Origin of the sequence: Pseudoduganella rivuli (assembly GCF_009674485.1) — a bacterium.
Lineage (GTDB): Bacteria > Pseudomonadota > Gammaproteobacteria > Burkholderiales > Burkholderiaceae_D > Rugamonas > Rugamonas rivuli_B.
On sequence record NZ_WKJJ01000026.1, the window covers coordinates 61,865 to 81,168 of the forward strand.

Sequence of the window (19,304 nt, forward strand, 5' to 3'; positions counted from 1 at the left end):
CGTAAGATGGACAGATGACCCAGATCACCCCTATCCAGCTCACCGGCGCCATCCTGTTCGCCCTCGCCCTCGTCCACACCTTCGCCGCCAAATCGTTCGACCTCCTGGCCCGCCGGCATCCGCGCCATGCGGGCCTGTTCCACTTGCTGGGCGAAGTGGAAGTCGTGTTCGGCTTCTGGGCCGCCATCCTGATTGCCGCCATCGCGCTGATGGCGGGCGGCCAGAATGCGATCGCCTATGCCGAATCGCGCCAGTACACGGAACCGCTGTTCGTGTTTGTCGTCATGGTGGTGGCGGCGTCACGGCCCGTGCTCGAATGCGTGCAGCGCCTGTTGCTGGCGCTGGCGCGGTTGGCGCCCGTGCGCACCGAACTGGCGCTGGTGTGGCTGGGCATGGCCATGGTGCCGCTGGCCGGATCGCTGGTGACGGAGCCGGCAGCGATGACCCTGGCGGCGCTGACGCTGGCGCCGCTGGTGTTCCGCGACGGCGTGCCGGAGTGGCTGAAATACGGCGCGCTGGGCGTATTGTTCGTCAATGTGTCGATCGGCGGCACGTTGACCGCGTATGCGGCCCCGCCCGTGCTGATGGTGGCCGCCACGTGGGACTGGAACAGCGCGTTCATGGCGGCGAACTTCGGCTGGAAAGCCGCGCTGGCGACCCTGATCAACGCCACCGCCATCACGTTCCTGCTGCGCCGCCACGTACAGCCGCAGGCCGATGCCGGCAACGAAGCACGGGAAGCCGTGCCCCTGCCCGTCACCGCGGTGCACCTGGGCGTGCTGGCGCTGGTCGTGGTGCTGGCGCACCACCCGGCGCTGTTCCTCGGCATCTTCCTCTTGTTCCTCGGCTTCGCCCACGCCTACCAGCATTACCAGCAACCGCTGATCCTCAAGGAAGGCTTGCTGGTGGGCTTTTTCCTGGCCGGTCTCGTGGTACTGGGCGGCATGCAGCAATGGTGGCTGCAACCGGTCATCACGAAGCTGGAACCGCTGGCGCTGTTCTTCGGCGCGGTGGCGCTGACGGCCATCACCGACAATGCCGCGCTGACCTACCTTGGGTCGCTGGTCGATGGCATCACGCCGCACGCGCAATACATGCTGGTGGCGGGCGCGGTGGCGGGCGGCGGCCTGACCGTGATTGCCAACGCGCCCAATCCGGCCGGCGCCGCCCTGCTGAAGGCGGGCTTCCGCGACGGCGCCATCGGCGCCACCGGATTGCTGCTGGGCGCCCTGGCGCCGACGGCCGTGGCCATCGCCCTGCTGCTCATCTAAGCCTTACGCGCGCCGGTGCAGCGCAAAAAACGCCGCCATCATGCGGCTGGCGTCCGGCCCCGGCGCCGCATGGAACGTCACGTCCGGATCGCCGCCGCTCCACGCGTGGCCCAGTCCGGCAATGCTGGCCACCCGCAGCACCACCCTGGGTCCCGCCGCATAATCGTGGATCGTGTGTGCATGGCGGCTGCCGCTGCGGGTCGCTTCCCTGCTGGTCACGGCGGGCCGCGCCGACAGCGGCAACCCGTTCAACAGCAGCCATTGGCGCGTCAACTGCTGCTGGTTCACGGGGTGCACCACGTGGTCGTTTTCCCCCTGCATCAACAGCCCCGGCATGCCGGGGAAACCGGCGCGGGCGCGCAATACGCCGTGAATGGCGTCCGCATGCGCAGCGGCGCCATGCCGCATCACGTGCAGCGCCCCGGCCGTGCTATGACCGGCGCCGAACACGGGACCGGAATGCAATCCCACGGCCGCAATCAATTCGGGATGGTTCAGCGCCAGCACGGCCGCCATGCCCGCCCCGGCCGACAAGCCGCACGCATAGATGCGCCGCCTGTTGATGCCGTGCTGTTCACAGACTTTCGCCACCAGCATCGCCAGCAGCGCGGTGTCGCCGCCGCCTTGCTGCGTGGCCTGGTCATACCAGCGCCAGCAGCGCTGCGATTGCGCACTGGCCAATTGCTGCGGATACAGCACCGCGTACCCCTTTTGTTCCGCCACCAGGTTCATGCGCGTGCCCTGCGCGAATTGCGTGGCGCTCTGGTGGCAGCCGTGCAGCATGACAATCAGCGGCCAGCCCCGCGCAGGGGCAGGTTGATCCGGTAAGTACAGCCAGTACGCCATGCGCCGTCCCGGCGCCTGGCCCGGTTGCTGCGGCAGTGCAATATGGGCAGCCAGCCACTTGCCGGGCGCAATCGGCGTTTCCTTGCGTTCATGCTTGCGGATATCCAATGCTGCGGGGCTACGGAGCGCCGCCACCTTCCGTTTGGGTTTAGCCTGTGCCTTCGGTTTTGAAGCAGCAAGCAGCCTGGACACCATTTTTTGCTGCGTTTTTGCGGCACGGGTCAGGCTGCGCAGCAAGCGCATACCGGGAGCGGGTTTCGCCATGGGAACTCCAGAAAGTCGGATGTTGCACCGCAATATACCGGCATCCGATACCCTGCTCTGTACGCTGGCGCACCGCCATTCCTTACCAAAGTAACCGACACATGCAGGAGAAGATGATGACCTTGAAGACCCGCAAGAAGCACAAGAACCAGAGCAAAGAAACGCAGGATTGCCCGCGCCTGGATGCGCACCTGTCGCGGCAAAGCAGCCGGCAAGACAATACGTCCATCCAACAGGGGAATTTGTCCGGCGCCGGCAGCGATGGCGGCGGCGATGAATACGCGATCAGCGGCGACAGCCGCCCTTCCCGCGGCAGCCGCCAGGGCGGCAGCGGCAACTACTGATAGCGGAAGAAACAGTTTCCATGCGCGGGGATGCGGGGCGCCGGGCATTGGGACTGCGCCGGTTTGCTCCGCCGCGCACCCATTGCTCAATTACCGCTGCATCGATTCCCACACCTTTTGCAGGCGCTTGACGGACACCGGCATCGGCGTGCGCAATTCCTGGGCGAACAGCGACACGCGCAACTCTTCCAGCATCCAGCGGAATTCCACCAGTTTCGGATCGGTATTCCGGCCAGCGGATTTGTCGCGCATCAGGCGCTGGTAAGGCGCGGCGGCGGTCTGCCATTCCGCCATCAGCTTCGCATCGCGCGCGGGGTCGCCACGCAGCTTTTCCAGCCGCACGTTCATGGCTTTCAGGTAGCGCGGGAAATGCGCCAGCTGGCTGTAATCCGTGTCGAGCAGGAAGCGCTTGTGCACCAGGCCCTGCAACTGCTGCTGCATGTCGGACGCCACTTGCGCATTGATGTTTTGCAGCCGCTTCGGCAAGCCGTGGTATTCCGTCAGCACTTGCGACAGCAGGCGCGCCACTTCATTGACCAGCAACACCAGCCGTGACTTGCCCTCGTCCTTGCGCTTCGTGAACGACGCGGCATCGGCCGGCAGCGGATCCTGCAGGCACGCGATATCCAGCGCCTTGTTGATGATCTGGTCGCGCAACTCTTCCTGCGTGCCCATCGCCATGAACTGCATGCCCATTTGCTGCAAGTTCGGGATGCTCTTTTCAATGAACTTGATCTGGTCCTTCATTTGCAGCGCGAACAGGCGGCGCAAGCCGATGCGGTGCGTGCGTTCCGCCACGGACGGGTCGTCAAACACTTCCAGGTCGCAGTGGCTGCCCTTGTCCACCAGCGCGGGGAAGCCGATCAAAGTCAGCTTGCCCTGCGTGATTTCCAGCAGTTCCGGCAATTCGCCAAAGGTCCAGCCGGTGATATTGGTGTGCTGCGACGGCGGCGGCGCCTCCTTCGCAGGCGCCGGCGCGGCGCCGCCTTTCGCAGGCGCAGCGCCGCCATGGATGCCGCCATGCGCCTTGCCGCCGGCGGGCGTGCCCGCCTTCGGCTGCACGCCTGCCGGCGCCGTCGTTTCCGCCATTTTCTGGAAACTCTGGCGCGCCTGCATGCCATATTCCGCCTGCAAGGTGGCCAGGTTGCGGCCCATGTCCAGCTGGCGGCCGTGCTCGTCGATCACCTTGAAATTCATGAAGTGGTGGGCGGGCAGCGTTTCCGGCTTGAAGTCCGAGCTCAAAGGCGTGATCGTGATTTGCTGGCGGATATCGGCAATGATGGCGTCGATCAGATCGCCCTTGCCGAACGCATGGGCTTCCTGCACGCGCTCGCAGAACTTCGCCGCGTAGTCCGGCAGCGGCACGCAGTGGCGGCGCAGCTTTTGCGGCAGGGATTTCAACAGCAGGTGCACCTTCTCCTTCAGCATGCCCGGCACCAGCCACTCGCACCGTTCGCGCGACAACTGGTTCAGCGCATACAGCGGCACCGCCAGGGTCACGCCATCGCGCACGCTGCCCGGTTCGAAGTGGTAAGTCAGCGCCATTTCCAGGCCCGCCGCCAGCATGGTTTTCGGGAACAGGTCCGTCGTCACGCCGGCCGCCTCGTGCCGCATCAATTCATCGCGCACCAGGTACAGCAACTTGGGATTGTCGCGCGTGGCATCCTTGTGCCACTTCTCGAATGCCGCGCCATTGACCACGTCGGCGGGAATCAGCTTGTCGTAGAACGCCGCGATCAATTCATCGTCGACCAGCACGTCCAGCCGGCGCGACTTGTGTTCGAGGTTTTCGATTTCCTTGACCAGCTTGTGGTTGTGCGCGAAGAACGGCGCGCGGGTATCGAAGTCGCCGCCCACCAGCGCATCGCGGATGAAGATTTCACGCGCCTCTTCCGGATTGTGCGCGCCGTAATTAATGCGGCGCTGGCTGTACACCACCAGGCCATACAAGGTGGCGCGCTCGGACGCCGTCACCTGGGCGCTGCGTTTTTCCCAGCGCGGCTCGCCCCACGATTTTTTCAGCAGGTGGGCGCCGACTTTTTCCAGCCACTCCGGCTCGATCTTCGCCACGCAGCGCGCATACAGGCGAGTGGTTTCCACCAATTCGGCCGCCATGATCCACTTGCCCGGCTTTTTCGACAGGTGCGAACCCGGCCACACGTGGAAACGGATGCCGCGCGCGCCGAGGAAACCGGCGCCCGGCTCGTCCTCGCCCTTGAAGCCGACGTTGCCCAGCAAGCCGGTCAGCAAGGCCAGGTGCAGGTTGTCGTAGGTCGCAGGCGCTTCGTTCAAACGCCAGCCCTGTTCCTTGACGATGGTCAGCAATTGCGAATGCACGTCGCGCCACTCGCGCAGGCGCAGCTGCGACAGGAAGTTGGCGCGGCAATTGTCCATCAGCTGGCGGTTCGACTTCTTGTGCTCGATGGCGTTTTCGAACCACTTCCACATCTTGAGGTAGCTGAGGAATTCGGATTTTTCATCGGCGAATTTCTTGTGCGCCTCGTCGGCCGCCTGCTGCGCTTCAATCGGGCGGTCGCGCGGGTCTTGCGACGACAACGCGGCCGCCACGATCAGCACTTCCGTCAGGGCCGCGTTATCCAGGCCGGCCAGGATCATGCGGCCCACGCGCGGGTCCAGCGGCAGCTTGGCCAGCTTGCGGCCCAGCGCCGTGATCTGGTTGTATTCATCGACCGCGCCCAGTTCCTGCAACAGCTGGTAGCCGTCCGCGATCGCGCGCGCCAGCGGCGGCTCGATGAACGGGAAGGTTTCCACGTCCGCCAGGTGCAGCGTCTTCATGCGCAGGATGACGGACGCCAGCGACGAGCGCAGGATTTCCGGGTCCGTGAATTTCGGCCGCTGGATGAAGTCCTGTTCATCGTACAGGCGGATGCAGACGCCGTCCGCCACCCGGCCGCAACGGCCGGCGCGCTGGTTGGCGGCCGATTGCGCCACCGGCTCGATCTGCAATTGCTCGACCTTGTTGCGGTAGCTGTAGCGCTTGACGCGGGCCAGGCCCGTATCGACCACGTAGCGGATCCCCGGCACCGTCAGCGACGTTTCCGCCACGTTGGTGGCCAGCACGATGCGGCGCGCGTTGGTGGTGCGGAACACGCGGTCCTGTTCTTCCACCGACAGGCGGGCAAACAGCGGCAGGATTTCCACGTGCGGCGGATGGTGCTTGCGCAGCGCTTCGGCCGCGTCGCGGATTTCCCGCTCGCCCGGCAGGAATACGAGCACGTCGCCCTGGCCCAGGCGGCACACTTCGTCGACGCCGTCGACGATGGCGTCCATCAAATCGCGCTTGTCGCGTTCAGCCGCGGCGGCGCGCGCTTGCGGGCGGCTATCGGCCGGCTGCTGCCCCATCGGTACCACGTCGCGGTCGACCGGGCGGTAACGCACTTCCACCGCATACAGGCGGCCCGACACTTCGATCACGGGCGCCGGTTTTTCCGGCGTGCCGAAGTGGCGCGCGAAGCGGTCGGCATCGATGGTGGCCGACGTGATGATGATTTTCAAGTCCGGCCGGCGCGGCAGCAACTGCTTCAGGTAGCCCAGCAGGAAGTCGATGTTCAGGCTGCGTTCGTGCGCCTCGTCGATGATGATGGTGTCGTAGGCTTTCAGCAGCGGATCGGTCTGCGTTTCCGCCAGCAGGATACCGTCCGTCATCAGCTTGATGGCGGCGCCCTTGGTCAGCGTATCGGCAAAGCGCACCTTGAAGCCCACGTTTTCGCCCAGCGGCGTGCCGAGTTCCTGGGCAATGCGCTTGGCGGTCGACGATGCGGCGATACGGCGCGGCTGCGTGTGGCCGATGACGCCTTTGCGGCCACGCCCCAGTTCCAGGCAAATCTTCGGCAACTGCGTGGTTTTACCGGAACCCGTTTCACCGGACACGATGACGACCTGGTTGTTCATCAGCGCGGCCGCGATTTCCTCGCGGCGGCCCGAGACCGGCAAGTCTTCCGGGAACGTGATCGGCGGGATCGGGTTGCGGAACTGCGCTTCCGCTTCCCGGGCCGCGATCTGCTCCGGCGTTTCCTTCGGCGGCCGCTGGCGGCGCTGCTGGCCATCCGGCCGCCCTTCCGCACGCGGCGTACGCTCGGCGCCGGCCTGGCGCGGCTGTCCCTCCGGGCGCGGCTGGCGCCCCGGCTGTGGCGCACGCGTCACGCTGGCGGGAGTTTGAGGGGAAACGGGGGACTTCTTGCTGGCTTCTGACATTGTTTTTTACATGTATTGCGCGCGAACATCGCGCACCGAATTATAATGCGGCGAATGGAAAACCCTACCCAATTCGTCCAATGGCTGCGCTCCGTCGCGCCCTATATCCACGCCTTCCGCGGTAAAACCTTTGTCATCGCCTTCCCCGGTGAACTGGTGTCGGCCGGCGCCCTGCCCGTGCTGGCGCAGGATTTGTCCCTGTTGCACGCACTCGGCATCAAGGTCGTCGTGGTGCACGGCTCCCGTCCGCAGGTGGCCGAACAGCTGGCGCTGCGTAACGTCGAAGGCCGCTTCACCAACGGCGTGCGGATCACCGACACCGCCGCGCTGGAATGCGCCAAGGAAGCGGCCGGCGAACTGCGCCTCGATATCGAAGCCGCGTTCAGCCAGGGCTTGCCCAACACGCCGATGGCGCACGCCGCCATCCACATCATTTCCGGCAACTTCGTCACGGCCCGCCCGATGGGCGTCATCGACGGCGTCGACCTGGAGCTCACGGGCATTACCCGTAAGGTCGATGCGGAAACCATCCATGCGCTGCTGGGCGCGGGCGGCCTGGTGCTGCTGTCGCCGCTGGGTTTCTCGCCCACCGGCGAAGCGTTCAACCTCACCATGGAAGACGTGGCCGTCACCGCCGCCACCGCGCTGCATGCCGACAAGCTGGTGTTCATCAGCGAAACTCCGTTGATGACGGACGTCACGGGCAAGGAAATCCGCGAACTGTCGTCGCACCAGGCCGAAGCCGTGCTGATGGCGAACTTCCTGCCGGAAGCCACCGCGTTTTACCTGAAACACTGCATCAAGGCTTGCCACGCCGGCGTGCCCCGGGCCCACATCGTGCCGTTTGAAATGGATGGCTCCGCACTGCTGGAACTGTTCACCCACGATGGCGTCGGCACCATGATTTCCCACGAAAACCTGGAAAGCCTGCGCCAGGCCACCATTGAAGACGTGGGCGGCATCATTAAACTGATCGAACCGCTGGAAGCGGACGGCACCCTCGTCAAGCGGGGCCGCGAACTGATCGAGCGGGAAATCGACCTGTTCTCCGTCATCGAGCACGATGGCGTGATTTTCGGCTGCGCGGCGCTGTATCCTTTCCCGGAACAAAAAATGGCGGAAATGGCATGCCTGACCGTCAATCCGGAAGTCCAGGCGCAAGGCGACGGCGAACGTATTTTGAAGCACATGGAAAACCGTGCGCGCGCCATTGGCCTGAACAAGCTGTTCGTGCTGACCACGCGCACCGCGCACTGGTTCATCAAGCGCGGCTTCGTCCCCGCCACCGTCGATGCCTTGCCGAAAGACCGCCAGCGCATGTACAACTGGCAGCGCCGGTCCCAGGTTTTGATTAAGACCTTATAATCCCACTTTCACCACCGCATTCAGGAGCACCAAGATGGCCCGTACCGTCCATTGCATCAAACTCAACAAGGAAGCCGAAGGCATGGACTTCCCGCCATACCCGGGCGAACTGGGCAAGCGTATCTACGAATCCGTGTCCAAGGAAGCCTGGGCCGCCTGGCTCAAGCACCAGACCATGCTGGTCAATGAAAACCGCCTGAACCTGGCCGACCAGCGCGCCCGCAAATACCTGGCCGCGCAAATGGAAAAGCATTTCTTCGGCGATGGCGCCGATGCGGCTGCCGGCTACGTACCGCCGCCAGCGGACTAAGCACCACCCGCCTCAACGAAAAGCGCCCTCGTGGCGCTTTTTTCGTAGGGCGGTTTGCGCAGCAAGCCGCCATGCATGCGCCGCCGAAACGCCAGCACGGCGGCTCGATACCCCCGATCCGCCCTACGTTATTTCAATGATACGGTTCTGCATTGCCGCAATTCGCAGCGCGCCAGGAACACGCGGCCATCGCCGCACGCCATGCGGTACATTTCCACCGGTCCCGCATCCGACACCAGCCCCGCGCCCGGGCCGCCGGTGCAGCCGGATTGCTTGGCCATGTTTTCCACCGTGACGGACGACACGCCGGGCTTGAATTCCACCCGCACGATTTCCACGCCGTTAATGGCGACCCGCTTGCTGCCGTCGTCGCCGAATTCGGACGGCGGCGCTTTCTTCAGCGAGGCACTGCGGCGCGCCGCTTCGGCATCCTGCTCTTTACTCGAACCAAACGGCATGCCGGAACACGCCGCCAGCACCAGCGGCACGATCAGCGGCAACAACACCGGCAACAAACTCATACGTTTCATCGGCGCCTCCGGGGACAGCCGGGACCTCCCGGCTGAAGAAACTGCTTAATAAGTCAGCGTGCGCACGCCTTCCGGCGTACCCAGCAGGCATACGTCGGCGCCACGCGCGGCAAACAGGCCGACCGCGATCACGCCGACGATCTGGTTGATTTGCGCTTCCAGCGCCACCGGATCGGTGATGGCCAGGCCGGCCACGTCCAGGATGTTGCCGCCATTGTCCGTCACGAACGCTTCATCGGTACCGGCTTTCAGGCGCAGTTTCGGCTGGCCGCCCAGCTTTTCCAGCTGGCGCGCCACCGCGTTGCGCGCCATCGGCAGCACTTCGACCGGCAGCGGGAACTTGCCCATGGTTTCCACCAGCTTGGAACCATCCGCAATGCAGACGAATTTCTTCGAGACGGACGCCACGATCTTTTCACGCGTCAGCGCCGCGCCGCCGCCCTTGATCATGGCGCCGGCCGCATTGATTTCATCGGCGCCGTCGATGTACACGGCGATTTCAGCCACGTCGTTCAGGTCCAGCACCGCGATGCCATGGCCGCGCAGACGCGCCGCGGTGGCTTCGGACGACGCAACCGTCCCTTTGAAGCGGTCTTTGATCTTGGCCAATTCATCGATAAAGAAGTTGGCGGTCGAGCCGGTACCCACGCCAATGATGTCGCCTTCCACGTAGGCAATGGCGGAGCGGGCTACGGCTTGTTTCAGTTCGTCTTGGGTCATGATGCTAAAAGATAAAGTAAAAAGCGGAAAAATGCCGCTATTTTACCGGATCGCTTCCCCCTCAAGCCGCCGCTGCGCCAAATTACCAACGGGCAAGCCGTTTTTGCCTGCCCTGTTTTGCCGCAAACGGTTGCGGTATGCGAAAATGACCTGACCAACAGCCCCTTCCAGGATCGCTCATGGAGTCCCCCCAAACCATATTGATAGTCGATGACAGCCGTGTCTCGCGCCTGATGGCGCGCCAGTACATCCTCAGCATGCATGCCGACTGGGTCATCGAAGAAGCCGGCACCGGCGAAGAAGCGCTGGACAAGGTCAAAACCTTCACACCAAATCTGGTCCTGATGGACGTGAACATGCCCGGCATGGGTGGCCTGGCCGCCGCCGAGCAAATGCGCAAGCTGCTGCCGACCGCCCGCATTTCCCTGCTGACGGCCAACGTCCAGACGGCCACGCGCAACCGGGCCTCCGAACTGGGCATCGGCTTCATGGAAAAACCGATTACCGAGGCACGTATTGCCCAGCTGATCGCACCGCTGGAAACACAGCCATGATTGCGCTGACCGAGTTGCAGCACGATGCGCTGGTGGAGATTTTCAACATCGGCGTCGGCCAGGCCGCCGCGTCGATGAGCGGTATCGTCAATGAAGAAGTCACGATGTCGGTGCCGTCGATCAGCTTCCTGAATCGGGCGGAAGCGGCCATGCTGCTGGGCGGGAAAAACAAACACGACCAGTTACAGCGCATCTGCGGCGTCAGCCAGCATTACGAAGGCGCGTTCCAGACTGAAGCCATCCTGATGTTCCCGGAAGATAAGAGCCTGGAAATCGTGCGCCTGATGGTGGGCGAATCCGTGCCGCTGTCCGAACTGACGGAAATGGAACAGGAGGCGATGAGCGAGATCGGCAACATCATCCTCAATTCCTGCGTCGGCACCCTGGCCAACCTGTTCCAGCGCGAACTGCAAGGCTCGCTGCCCGTGTACCACGTGGGCACCAGCGAGGAAATCCTCAGCGCGTCCGGCAGCGCGGCCGATTCCGTGGTGCTGATGCTGCACATCGATTTCATCCTGGAGATGCACCAGATCCACGGTTACGTGGCCTTCATCCTCGACGTGTCGGCGCTGCACGACTTGCAGGAACAGATCAACCTGTACCTCGACAAAGTCATGGGCCAGGGTTGACGGGCATGGAAGCAAACCGCACAGGCCTGCTGGAAGGAGTGCTGGCCGCCGTCAATCTCGGCGCCATCGTCGTCGACAGCGATTGCCGCATCGTGCTGTGGAACCGCTGGATGGAGCGTTACACGGGCGTGATGGCCGATGAAACCGTCGGGCGCGACTTCTTCAGCCTGTATCCGGACTTGCGGGGCAAGCGCATCGATTCGGCCATCGTGCAGGCGCTGCGCAGCAATTTCCCGTCCGTGCTGTCGCAAACGCTGAACAAATCGCCCTTCCCCCTGTACGCCGATGCGGCCGCACGCAGCCGCGACGAGCGCATGCAGCAGGCGCTGGCCGTCACGCCAGTGGAAGTGGCGGGCGCCGGACGCCATTGCCTGATCCAGATCAGCGATGTCAGCATCGCGGTCGGCCGTGAAAAACTGTTGCGCGACCAGGCCATGGTGCTGCGTTCGCAAACCTTCTCGGACGGCCTGACCGGCATCGCCAACCGCCGCCATTTCGACGTGGCGATCGACAAGGAATTGCGGCGCGCCAAGCGCTATGGCAACCACCTGTCGCTGCTGATGATCGACATCGATCACTTCAAGCCTTACAACGACCATTACGGCCACCAGCAGGGCGACCAGTGCCTGATCCAGGTGGCGGGCGCGCTGTCCGCCATGTTGCAGCGCTCAACCGACTTGCTGGCGCGCTATGGCGGCGAAGAATTCGCCATCGTCCTGCCCGACACCGACGGGGCGGCCGCGTACATGCTGGCCGAAACCATGCGCACCCGCGTGATCGCGCTGGACCTGCCCCATGAAAAATCGCCCGACAGCCTGGTGACCGTCAGCGTCGGCATCGCCACCATGTGCGGCGCCGACCAGTACGACGTGCCGGGCCTGATCAATGCCGCCGACCGCGCCTTGTATGCGGCCAAGCACGCGGGCCGCAATTGCGTGCAGGCGCATGCCACGATCGTGGCATAAGCCCGGCCGCTACTCCAGAATAGCCACATCGTCTCCACCGTAGGGCGGCTTTTACAAAGCCGCCTGCCTGCGCGGCGTTGACGCACGCATGGCGGCTTCCGCTGCGCGGAAACCGCCCTACGCAGACGCGCTGGCGCCATTGCTCATGGCACCGGGGCTTTCCGAATCAGAAGAACGTCACTTCGTCCGACTCTGCTTCCTGGTGCTCCAGCCCCAGATGCACCGCGCGCTCCTCGGCCATCGCATAGGTGCTGGCCAGCGCCGCCAGCAGCGGCGCGGGATCGAGTTGCGGCACCGCTGCCGGCTGCGCCGCGCACTGCTCGGTGTGGTCGCGCAGCACATCCGGCATGCTGCGGATATTGTGCTGCACGTGGGACAGGATCTGGCTGACGCGGTCCTGGAATTGCAGCTGCACCAGGGCCTGCGCCACTTCGTCCTTGATGCCGCGGCTTTCCGCCTGCAGCAGTTGCGACGATTGCTGCAGCGCGCCCGCCACATCCTGGAAATTGGCCAGCACGGAACCGATCGCGTTTTCCGACGCCTGCATCGAATGCTGTTCCTGCTCGATCGACACGTCCGCCGCCTTGCAGGTGGCGTCGATGGCGGCGCTGATCTGCGCCACCTGCTGTGAAATGCTTTTACCCGTTTCCGCCGACTTGGCCGACAGCGACCGCACTTCGCGCGCCACCACGGCAAAGCCCCGCCCCGCCTCACCCGCGCGGGCCGCTTCAATCGCGGCGTTCAGCGCCAGCAGATTCGTATGCCAGGCAATGCTGGCCACTTCGGTCGCCATGGTTTGCAGCGGCGTGGTAAAGGCTTGCAATTGCTGGATCTTGTCCAGCATGGCGGCCTTGCTGGCGGCCGTGCTTTTCAGCAGCGCCAGCACTTCGCCCAGTTCCTTTTCACTGCTGGCAAACACGGCCACCAGTCCCTTGTCGTCGCCACCGGATGCGGACAGGGCCGCATCCAGGCGGTCGACGATGCTGGAAAAGCGCGCCGTCAAATCGCACACGGCCTCTTCCATCTGAGAACGCGACGATTGCAAATGCGCATCCCACACCGACACCACTTGCTCGCTGAATTGCTGGCGGCTGGCCAGATAATCCTGCATGCCTGTATCGGCCATCCCGGATTTGCGGCCCGTGAATAAATTGCCTACATAATTCAATAATGCCCGCATAAGCTGGTACCGGTAAAAATCAAAACCTGCATCATGCTACCGATATTTCCCAATCACAAGGCAAGCACCATTAATTCTTACAGCTCAGTCGCGTAAAAAATACAGACCGCCTTTATTTCGAAGCATAAGTAACAATAATCCGCATGCCAGCATCAGCCACACTTGCGGTTCCGGCACCGGCATCAGCGCCAGCGTGTAATCAAACGCATAACCACTCTGCGCTTCCAGGTTCCATGCGGTGCGGATGACCACGTCCTGCACGCCCACGCCCAATATGCCGAGATCCAGTACGCGGTGGTTGAAAAAGGATTGCGCTTCCGCCAACGACGTAAAAGATTGGCTATATAAATCGACACCGTGATTACTGATATTTAATTCAAGCTTTTGAAAACCCAGATTCAAAACCGCCGCATTCATCAATCCCAACATTAAATGCCGCGCACCATCGGTGGAAAATTGAAACGCACCGTTGGATTCATAAGTGTAAATATTTCCGGGCGCCTGGCTTTGGCGATAAGACACGCCTTGCGCGCCCTGGCCGATAACCGACGCCCCTGCCGGCAGCGCCGCATTGGCAACAGTGGCAATCGCGGCAGCAACAGGCGCCAGCCCGGCGCGCGCCATCACATTGGCGCCGCCCGCGATATCCAGCGGCGCATGCCCCGCACCGCCGCCCGCATCGCTGGCGGCCTCGCTGGACGCCACGGTATTGCCGGGCACGACCGCCGCCGTGGCGCCTGCCTGCGCCGTGGCGGCGTGGCCCTGCCACGTCCCCTCCGACGTTGCGCGCGACTGTGCCACGCCGCCGAGACCGGACGCTTTAGCGCCCGCCAGCGCCACGCCGCCATGCAAGGTGGTGGCCGCTGCGCTGAGCGCCGACGCCGTGCCTGCGCGTGCGCCCTGCCCGCCGGTGGCCTGGGCCGACGCGACGGCGAAGCGCTCCGACGTGGCCTGCGCGTGCGCCGTGGCATTGCCGCCGGCGCCGCCCGGCCCGTCGCCAATGCTGTTCAGTGGGATCGCCACCCCGCCCGCCGCCACGGCGGCGCTGACGGCGTTGCCCCTGGCCCGCACATCGGCCAGCGCGCTGGCGTCGCCGCCCGTGCCGTTATAGCCATTCTGGTTGTAGCCGCCGGTGCCGCCATTGGCCACGCTGCTGCCGTTGACAACCGTGCCCGCTTTGGTCGAAGACAGTTGCAGCGTACTGTCCGCATTGCCGCCCCGCCCGGCCAGCGCCTGGCGCGTCTCGTACGAATGGCCGCCATAACCGCCCTCCGCCAGCACGGCGCCGGACAGGCTTGCCGCGCGGTTATCCGACACTGTCAGGCTGGAGCGGCCATGTCCCGCCCGTCCGCCCTGTCCCAGCCGGCTTTCGCCGCCATCGCCGCCCCGCGCGCGCTGGTCCAGCGTCAGCGCGCCAGACGTACTGCCCGCAACCGCGTTGGCCATCGTGCTGTCGCCGCCATCGCCGCTGGCCGCCCCCGCGCCGCCAAAGCCGCCCGGTCCGCCTTGCTGGACCGCCGTCACATTCACGGCGCCGCTGCCGGATTGCCCGCTGGCCTGCGCCCGCCCCGTCCCGCCAGTGCCACCCTTGCGGCCCGGCGTGATGGCCGAACCGGCCACGCCGCCATAACTCTGCGCCAGCACATTCACGCTGCGGTTGCCCGTGGTGACCGCGTGCACGCTGCTGGCGCCATTGCCGCCATTGGCGCCGTTACCCTTGGCGCTGTAGCCGGCCGATCCGCCGCTGGCGAAGCTGCTGGCGGTGATGTCGCCAACGCCGGCGGCCTGCACGCGCGACACTGCATCGCCGCCCGCCATGGGGCGGCCGCCGCTGCCCTCGGCGCTGCCGCCGTTGCCGCCGATGGCGTAGTTGAGAATATCCAGGCTGGATGCGTTGCGGTCGTTGACTTGCATCCGCGAGCGCGCGCGGCCCGCCGCGCCGCCATCGGCGCTGCCGCCCTGGCTGTTGCCGCCGCTGCCACCGTGCGCCCACTGGCCCAGCGACAGCTTGCCGCTGGTGGCGCCCGTGGCGGCATTGTTCAGTTGCGCATCGGCGCCATTGCCGCCCGCCGCGCCGTTATAGCCATTGGCGCCCAGGCCGCCATTGACCACCGCTTCCACGTCCACCTTGCCGCTGCCGGACACACCGCGCGCGGTGGCCGTGGCCACGCCGCCCGCCCCCGACTGCCGTCCCGCGCCAGTGGCTGCCGCGCCATAGCCGCCGGATGCGCTGGCGTAAACCCTGACGCTGCTGCCGCCACCGCCCGTCCCTTCCGCCTTGCTGGTGGCGCGGGCGCCCTGCTCGCCGGCGCCGGACGATGGATCGAACGACCCCGTGCCGCCTACGGCCGCGCTATAGCCGTCGATCTGGCCGCCGCCCCGCAACGTCAGCACGGCGTTGGCGTCGCCGCCGCGCCGGTTGGCGCCCTGCGCCGACGATGCGCCGCCATTGCCGCCGAACGCCGTGCTGTAACCCTGTGCATTACGTCCCGTCAGGTCCAGTTCCGCTTCCGCATTGCCGCCCCGGCCCGCACTGCCGCCCGGCGCCGCCGCGCCGCCGTTGCCGCCGGTGGCGCTGGCCGCTCCCTGGGTCGTGGCGTTGCCGCTGGCGGTGGCCCGGACACGGGCCGTGGCGGCGCCACCATCGCCCGACGCGGCGCCGGCGCCGCCTTTTCCTCCCGCACCACCGTTGGCGGTGGCACGGTTGACACGGTTGACGGGGTCGGCCGAGCCGTTAATGATGGCTTGCGCCGGCTTGCCGGGCTGGCCCGGCTGTCCCGCGGCGCCGGGTGCGCCGTCGGCGCCCGTCACGGTGAGTTCGGCGGCATGAAGCAGCGGAAATGGCGCAGCGCCGGCCAGCAAGGCCAGCAACGTCAAACGGGGGAAATACCGGACAGAATGCGACCGGACAGAATGCGGCAGACGTGCAGGCATGGCGTGACCTCTCGTTAAGAACGGTGGGCAAACTCACGGGAGGCTAGCACGGCCGTCATGCCGCAACGGACACAATACGATCAGGAAAAAACAGGAAAATCAGGCGGCTTTGGGTTCGGCCCGGGTGCAGCCGGTGCACTGCTGAGCATGGCGGGTCAGCCGCATCAATTCGCAGCTGGTGCGGGCGGCGCGCAATTCGGCCCCTTTGAACAGGGCGCCATCGCCACCGACGAAGTCGAGTTCATCAAACCGTTCGGCCCAGCCGGATTTGATGGTATTTACGAGGTGAAAGTACTGCAGGCAATCCACGATACAAGCCGTGTCGAGCGGGAAAATGCCAGTGTAACAAAGAGCCGCGACTCTTGCTCAAGTAGGGCGGATTGGAAGTACCAAGCCGCCATGCCGGCATCGCGACAGCACTATCGCTACCGACAGAGCACGCATGGCGGCTCGCAAGCGAACCGCCCTACGAATGAACGCGTGCGGGAAGTTTCAACCGAAAGCGTTATCAGCCGCGCAGGCTGCTGGCCGCCTTGGCGATTTCCGTGATGCGGGCCCAGTCGCGCGCCTTGATCACGTCTTTCGGCGTCAGCCACGAACCACCCACGCAGGCGACGTTTTTCAGCGCCAGGAATTGCGGTGCGGTTTCCTGGGAAATGCCGCCCGTCGGGCAGAACGTCACGTCCGGCAGCGGACCGCCGATACCGCTCAGCAGCGCCACGCCGCCGGCCGGCACGGCCGGGAACAGTTTCAACTGCTTGAAGCCATGTTCGCGCGCCACCATCACTTCGGACGGCGTCATCACGCCCGGCAGCAGCGGCAGGCCGCTGCTTTTCGCGGCGGCGATCAGCGCCGGCGTCAGGCCCGGCGACACGCCGAACACGGCGCCCGCGTCGCGCGCGGCGGCGAATTCTTCCGGCTGCGTCAGCGTGCCCACGCCAACGATGGCGCCTTCCACCTGCGACATGGCCTTGATGGCGTCCAGCGCGTACTTGGTGCGCAGCGTGACTTCCAGCGTACGGATACCGCCCGCCACCAGCGCCTGTGCCAGCGGCACCGCGTCTTCAGGGTCGTCGATCACAATCACGGGCAGCACCGCGGAGGCGCGCATAATTTCCAGCAAAGTCATGGGTCAGTCCTTCTTCATGGAGTAATCTTCATCGGAGCCCGGCATCGTGTTTCCGACCGGGTTACCGTCGTGCAGCTGGACGGTGGTGGGAATCGGCGACGGCAGCGGGAACGTGGTGGCGCCGGCTTCCGCTTCGCTGACGCTGTTGCGGAACATCGAGAACAGTTCGCGGCCCATGCCGACCGAGTTCGGCGTCAGGTCGGCGTGCGCCAGCGCGCGGGCATGCCAGACGTCGGTCGGCACCAGCGCTTCCAGCGCGCCACGGGTGGCGTCCACGCGGATCAGGTCGCCGTCGCGCACCAGGCCCAGCGGGCCGCCGGCCAGGATTTCCGGCGATACGTGGATCGCGGCCGGCACTTTGCCGGACGCGCCGGACATGCGGCCATCCGTCACCAGCGCGACTTTGCGGCCCGCATCCTGCAGGTTCGCCAGCGCCGGCGTCAGCGCGTGCAATTCCGGCATGCCGTTCGCGCGCGGGCCCTGGAAGCGCACCACCGCCACGAAATCCTTGTCCAGCTGCTTGGCTTTATACGCCGCCATGAACGCTTCCTGCGAATCGAACACGATGGCAGGCGCTTCCACCACGCGGTGCTCTTCCTTGACGGCCGATACTTTCATGATTGCGCGGCCCAGGTTGCCCTTGACCAACACCATGCCGCCATCCGGCGAGAATGGATTGGTGTGCGGACGCAGCACCTTATCGTCGGCGGAAACGGCCGGCACATCTTTCCACACCACGCCGGCAAAGTCGCCGTCGTTATCGGACAGGAACGGTTCCACCGTATGCTTGCGCAAGCCTTTGCCCAGCACGGTCAGCACGTCGTCGTGCAGCAAGCCCGCATCCAGCAATTCGCGGATGACGAAGCCGGTGCCGCCCGCCGCGTGGAAGTGGTTGACGTCCGCGTCGCCATTCGGATAAACGCGCGCCAGCAACGGCACCACGGCCGACAGTTCGTTGAAATCGTTCCAGTCGATGATGATGCCGGCCGCCTTGGCAATCGCCGGCAGGTGCAGCGTGTGGTTGGTCGAACCGCCGGTGGCCAGCAGCGCCACCACGGCGTTGACGATGGATTTCTCATCGACGATGTGGCCGACCGGCAGGTATTCATTGCCCTGGTCCGTGATCACTGCGGCGCGTTGCGCGGCGGCGGCCGTCAGCGCATCGCGCAGCGGCGTGCCCGGCGTGATGAAGGCGGCGCCCGGCAAGTGCAGGCCCATCACTTCCATCAGCATCTGGTTACTGTTGGCGGTGCCGTAGAACGTGCAGGTGCCGGCGCCGTGATACGCCTTGGCTTCGCCTTCCAGCAATTCTTCGCGGGTCGCCTCGCCTTTCGCATAGCGCTGGCGGATCGCGGCTTTTTCCTTGTTGGAGATACCGGTCGTCATCGGGCCGGCCGGCACGAACACGGCAGGCAAATGGCCGAAGTGCAGCGCGCCGATCAGCAGGCCCGGCACGATCTTGTCGCACACGCCGAGGAACAGCGCCGAGTCGAACATGTTGTGGGACAACGCCACCGCCACCGACATGGCGATCGCATCGCGCGAGAACAGCGACAATTCCATGCCCGGCTGGCCCTGCGTCACGCCATCGCACATGGCGGGCGTGCCGCCGGCGAATTGCGCCACGGCGCCCACCTTGCGCACGGCATCCTTGATGATGGCCGGGAAGGTTTCAAATGGCTGGTGCGCCGACAGCATGTCGTTATACGCGGAGACGATCGCCACGCTGGGCTTTTTGACTTCCTTCAGCAGCAGCTTGTCATTGGCCGGGAACGCGGCAAAGCCGTGCGCCAGGTTCGTGCACGCCAGCGCGCCGCGCTGCGGGCCCTTGGTACGGGCCGCTTCCAGGTGCGCCAGGTAGGCGGCGCGCGATGGACGGCTGCGTTCAATGATGCGTGCTGTTACGGATTCAAGTACGGGATGCACCGCCATGATATTTCCTCAAGAGTCATATTTGAGTGAAATTTTACTACAAAATTACACGGCGCAATCAATTTTTTGCGTAGTGAATTTACCGAATCTGTTGTATGATAAATCATCCCTGCAAC

General features: G+C 64.9%; 16 protein-coding genes. 8 read left to right on the forward strand and 8 right to left on the reverse strand.

Annotated features, from left to right (window positions below):
- Positions 1 to 23 precede the first annotated feature (23 nt).
- Positions 24 to 1,271, forward strand: a complete 1,248-nt coding sequence (locus GJ700_RS30345) for a putative Na+/H+ antiporter (protein WP_371868207.1) — start codon at positions 24 to 26, stop codon at positions 1,269 to 1,271.
- 3 nt (positions 1,272 to 1,274) lie between these two features.
- Here the strand turns inward: GJ700_RS30345 and GJ700_RS30350 are convergent, their stop codons facing one another.
- A complete protein-coding gene (locus GJ700_RS30350; RefSeq protein ID WP_154381131.1) occupies positions 1,275 to 2,381 on the reverse strand; it encodes an extracellular catalytic domain type 1 short-chain-length polyhydroxyalkanoate depolymerase in 1,107 nt (368 codons plus the stop codon).
- Between the two features lie 113 nt (positions 2,382 to 2,494).
- On the opposite strand from GJ700_RS30350, the gene GJ700_RS30355 reads away from it, so the two are divergent.
- Positions 2,495 to 2,725, forward strand: coding sequence for a hypothetical protein (locus GJ700_RS30355; protein ID WP_154381133.1), 231 nt, complete (start codon positions 2,495 to 2,497; stop codon positions 2,723 to 2,725).
- Positions 2,726 to 2,815: 90 nt separating this feature from the next.
- Here the strand turns inward: GJ700_RS30355 and hrpA are convergent, their stop codons facing one another.
- A complete protein-coding gene (hrpA, locus tag GJ700_RS30360; RefSeq protein ID WP_154381135.1) occupies positions 2,816 to 6,940 on the reverse strand; it encodes an ATP-dependent RNA helicase HrpA in 4,125 nt (1,374 codons plus the stop codon).
- 54 nt (positions 6,941 to 6,994) lie between these two features.
- On the opposite strand from hrpA, the gene argA reads away from it, so the two are divergent.
- Positions 6,995 to 8,305 carry an amino-acid N-acetyltransferase gene (gene argA / locus GJ700_RS30365; protein ID WP_154381137.1) on the forward strand — a complete coding sequence of 437 codons (1,311 nt, stop codon included), beginning with the start codon at positions 6,995 to 6,997 and terminating at the stop codon, positions 8,303 to 8,305.
- A 34-nt stretch (positions 8,306 to 8,339) separates the two neighbouring features.
- Positions 8,340 to 8,615 (forward strand): oxidative damage protection protein, encoded by a 276-nt coding sequence (locus GJ700_RS30370; protein ID WP_154381139.1) that lies wholly within the window; start codon positions 8,340 to 8,342, stop codon positions 8,613 to 8,615.
- Between the two features lie 128 nt (positions 8,616 to 8,743).
- Here GJ700_RS30370 and GJ700_RS30375 read toward each other — a convergent pair whose 3' ends face one another.
- Entirely contained in the window at positions 8,744 to 9,145 is a 402-nt protein-coding gene (locus GJ700_RS30375) for a hypothetical protein (protein ID WP_229507330.1), read from the reverse strand.
- Between the two features lie 45 nt (positions 9,146 to 9,190).
- Positions 9,191 to 9,865: a ribose-5-phosphate isomerase RpiA gene (gene rpiA, locus GJ700_RS30380; protein WP_154381141.1), complete on the reverse strand. Its 675-nt coding sequence runs from the start codon at positions 9,863 to 9,865 to the stop codon at positions 9,191 to 9,193.
- Positions 9,866 to 10,044: 179 nt separating this feature from the next.
- Between rpiA and GJ700_RS30385 the strand changes: the two genes are divergently transcribed.
- The 3 genes from GJ700_RS30385 to GJ700_RS30395 are packed head-to-tail and all read left to right on the forward strand — an operon-like array spanning position 10,045 to position 12,013.
- Positions 10,045 to 10,419 (forward strand): response regulator, encoded by a 375-nt coding sequence (locus GJ700_RS30385; RefSeq protein WP_154381143.1) that lies wholly within the window; start codon positions 10,045 to 10,047, stop codon positions 10,417 to 10,419.
- Positions 10,416 to 11,048 (forward strand): chemotaxis protein CheX, encoded by a 633-nt coding sequence (locus GJ700_RS30390; protein WP_154381145.1) that lies wholly within the window; start codon positions 10,416 to 10,418, stop codon positions 11,046 to 11,048. The genes GJ700_RS30385 and GJ700_RS30390 overlap by 4 nt, the downstream gene beginning before the upstream one ends.
- 5 nt (positions 11,049 to 11,053) lie before the next feature.
- The gene (locus GJ700_RS30395; protein WP_154381147.1) at positions 11,054 to 12,013 is read left to right on the forward strand and encodes a diguanylate cyclase domain-containing protein; all 960 of its coding nucleotides are present in this window, start codon (positions 11,054 to 11,056) and stop codon (positions 12,011 to 12,013) included.
- Positions 12,014 to 12,179: 166 nt separating this feature from the next.
- On the opposite strand, the gene GJ700_RS30400 is transcribed toward GJ700_RS30395, so the two are convergent.
- Complete coding sequence (locus tag GJ700_RS30400) at positions 12,180 to 13,139, reverse strand: methyl-accepting chemotaxis protein (RefSeq protein ID WP_195764054.1); 960 nt, start codon at positions 13,137 to 13,139, stop codon at positions 12,180 to 12,182.
- Between the two features lie 138 nt (positions 13,140 to 13,277).
- A complete protein-coding gene (locus tag GJ700_RS30405; protein WP_154381150.1) occupies positions 13,278 to 16,127 on the reverse strand; it encodes a hypothetical protein in 2,850 nt (949 codons plus the stop codon).
- 57 nt (positions 16,128 to 16,184) lie between these two features.
- On the opposite strand from GJ700_RS30405, the gene GJ700_RS30410 reads away from it, so the two are divergent.
- Positions 16,185 to 16,676, forward strand: coding sequence for a hypothetical protein (locus tag GJ700_RS30410; protein ID WP_154381152.1), 492 nt, complete (start codon positions 16,185 to 16,187; stop codon positions 16,674 to 16,676).
- On the opposite strand, the gene eda is transcribed toward GJ700_RS30410, so the two are convergent.
- Positions 16,636 to 17,256, reverse strand: a complete 621-nt coding sequence (eda, locus tag GJ700_RS30415) for a bifunctional 4-hydroxy-2-oxoglutarate aldolase/2-dehydro-3-deoxy-phosphogluconate aldolase (RefSeq protein WP_154381154.1) — start codon at positions 17,254 to 17,256, stop codon at positions 16,636 to 16,638. The genes GJ700_RS30410 and eda overlap by 41 nt on opposite strands.
- 3 nt (positions 17,257 to 17,259) lie before the next feature.
- The gene (edd, locus tag GJ700_RS30420) at positions 17,260 to 19,188 is read right to left on the reverse strand and encodes a phosphogluconate dehydratase (RefSeq protein ID WP_154381157.1); all 1,929 of its coding nucleotides are present in this window, start codon (positions 19,186 to 19,188) and stop codon (positions 17,260 to 17,262) included.
- Positions 19,189 to 19,304 lie beyond the last annotated feature (116 nt).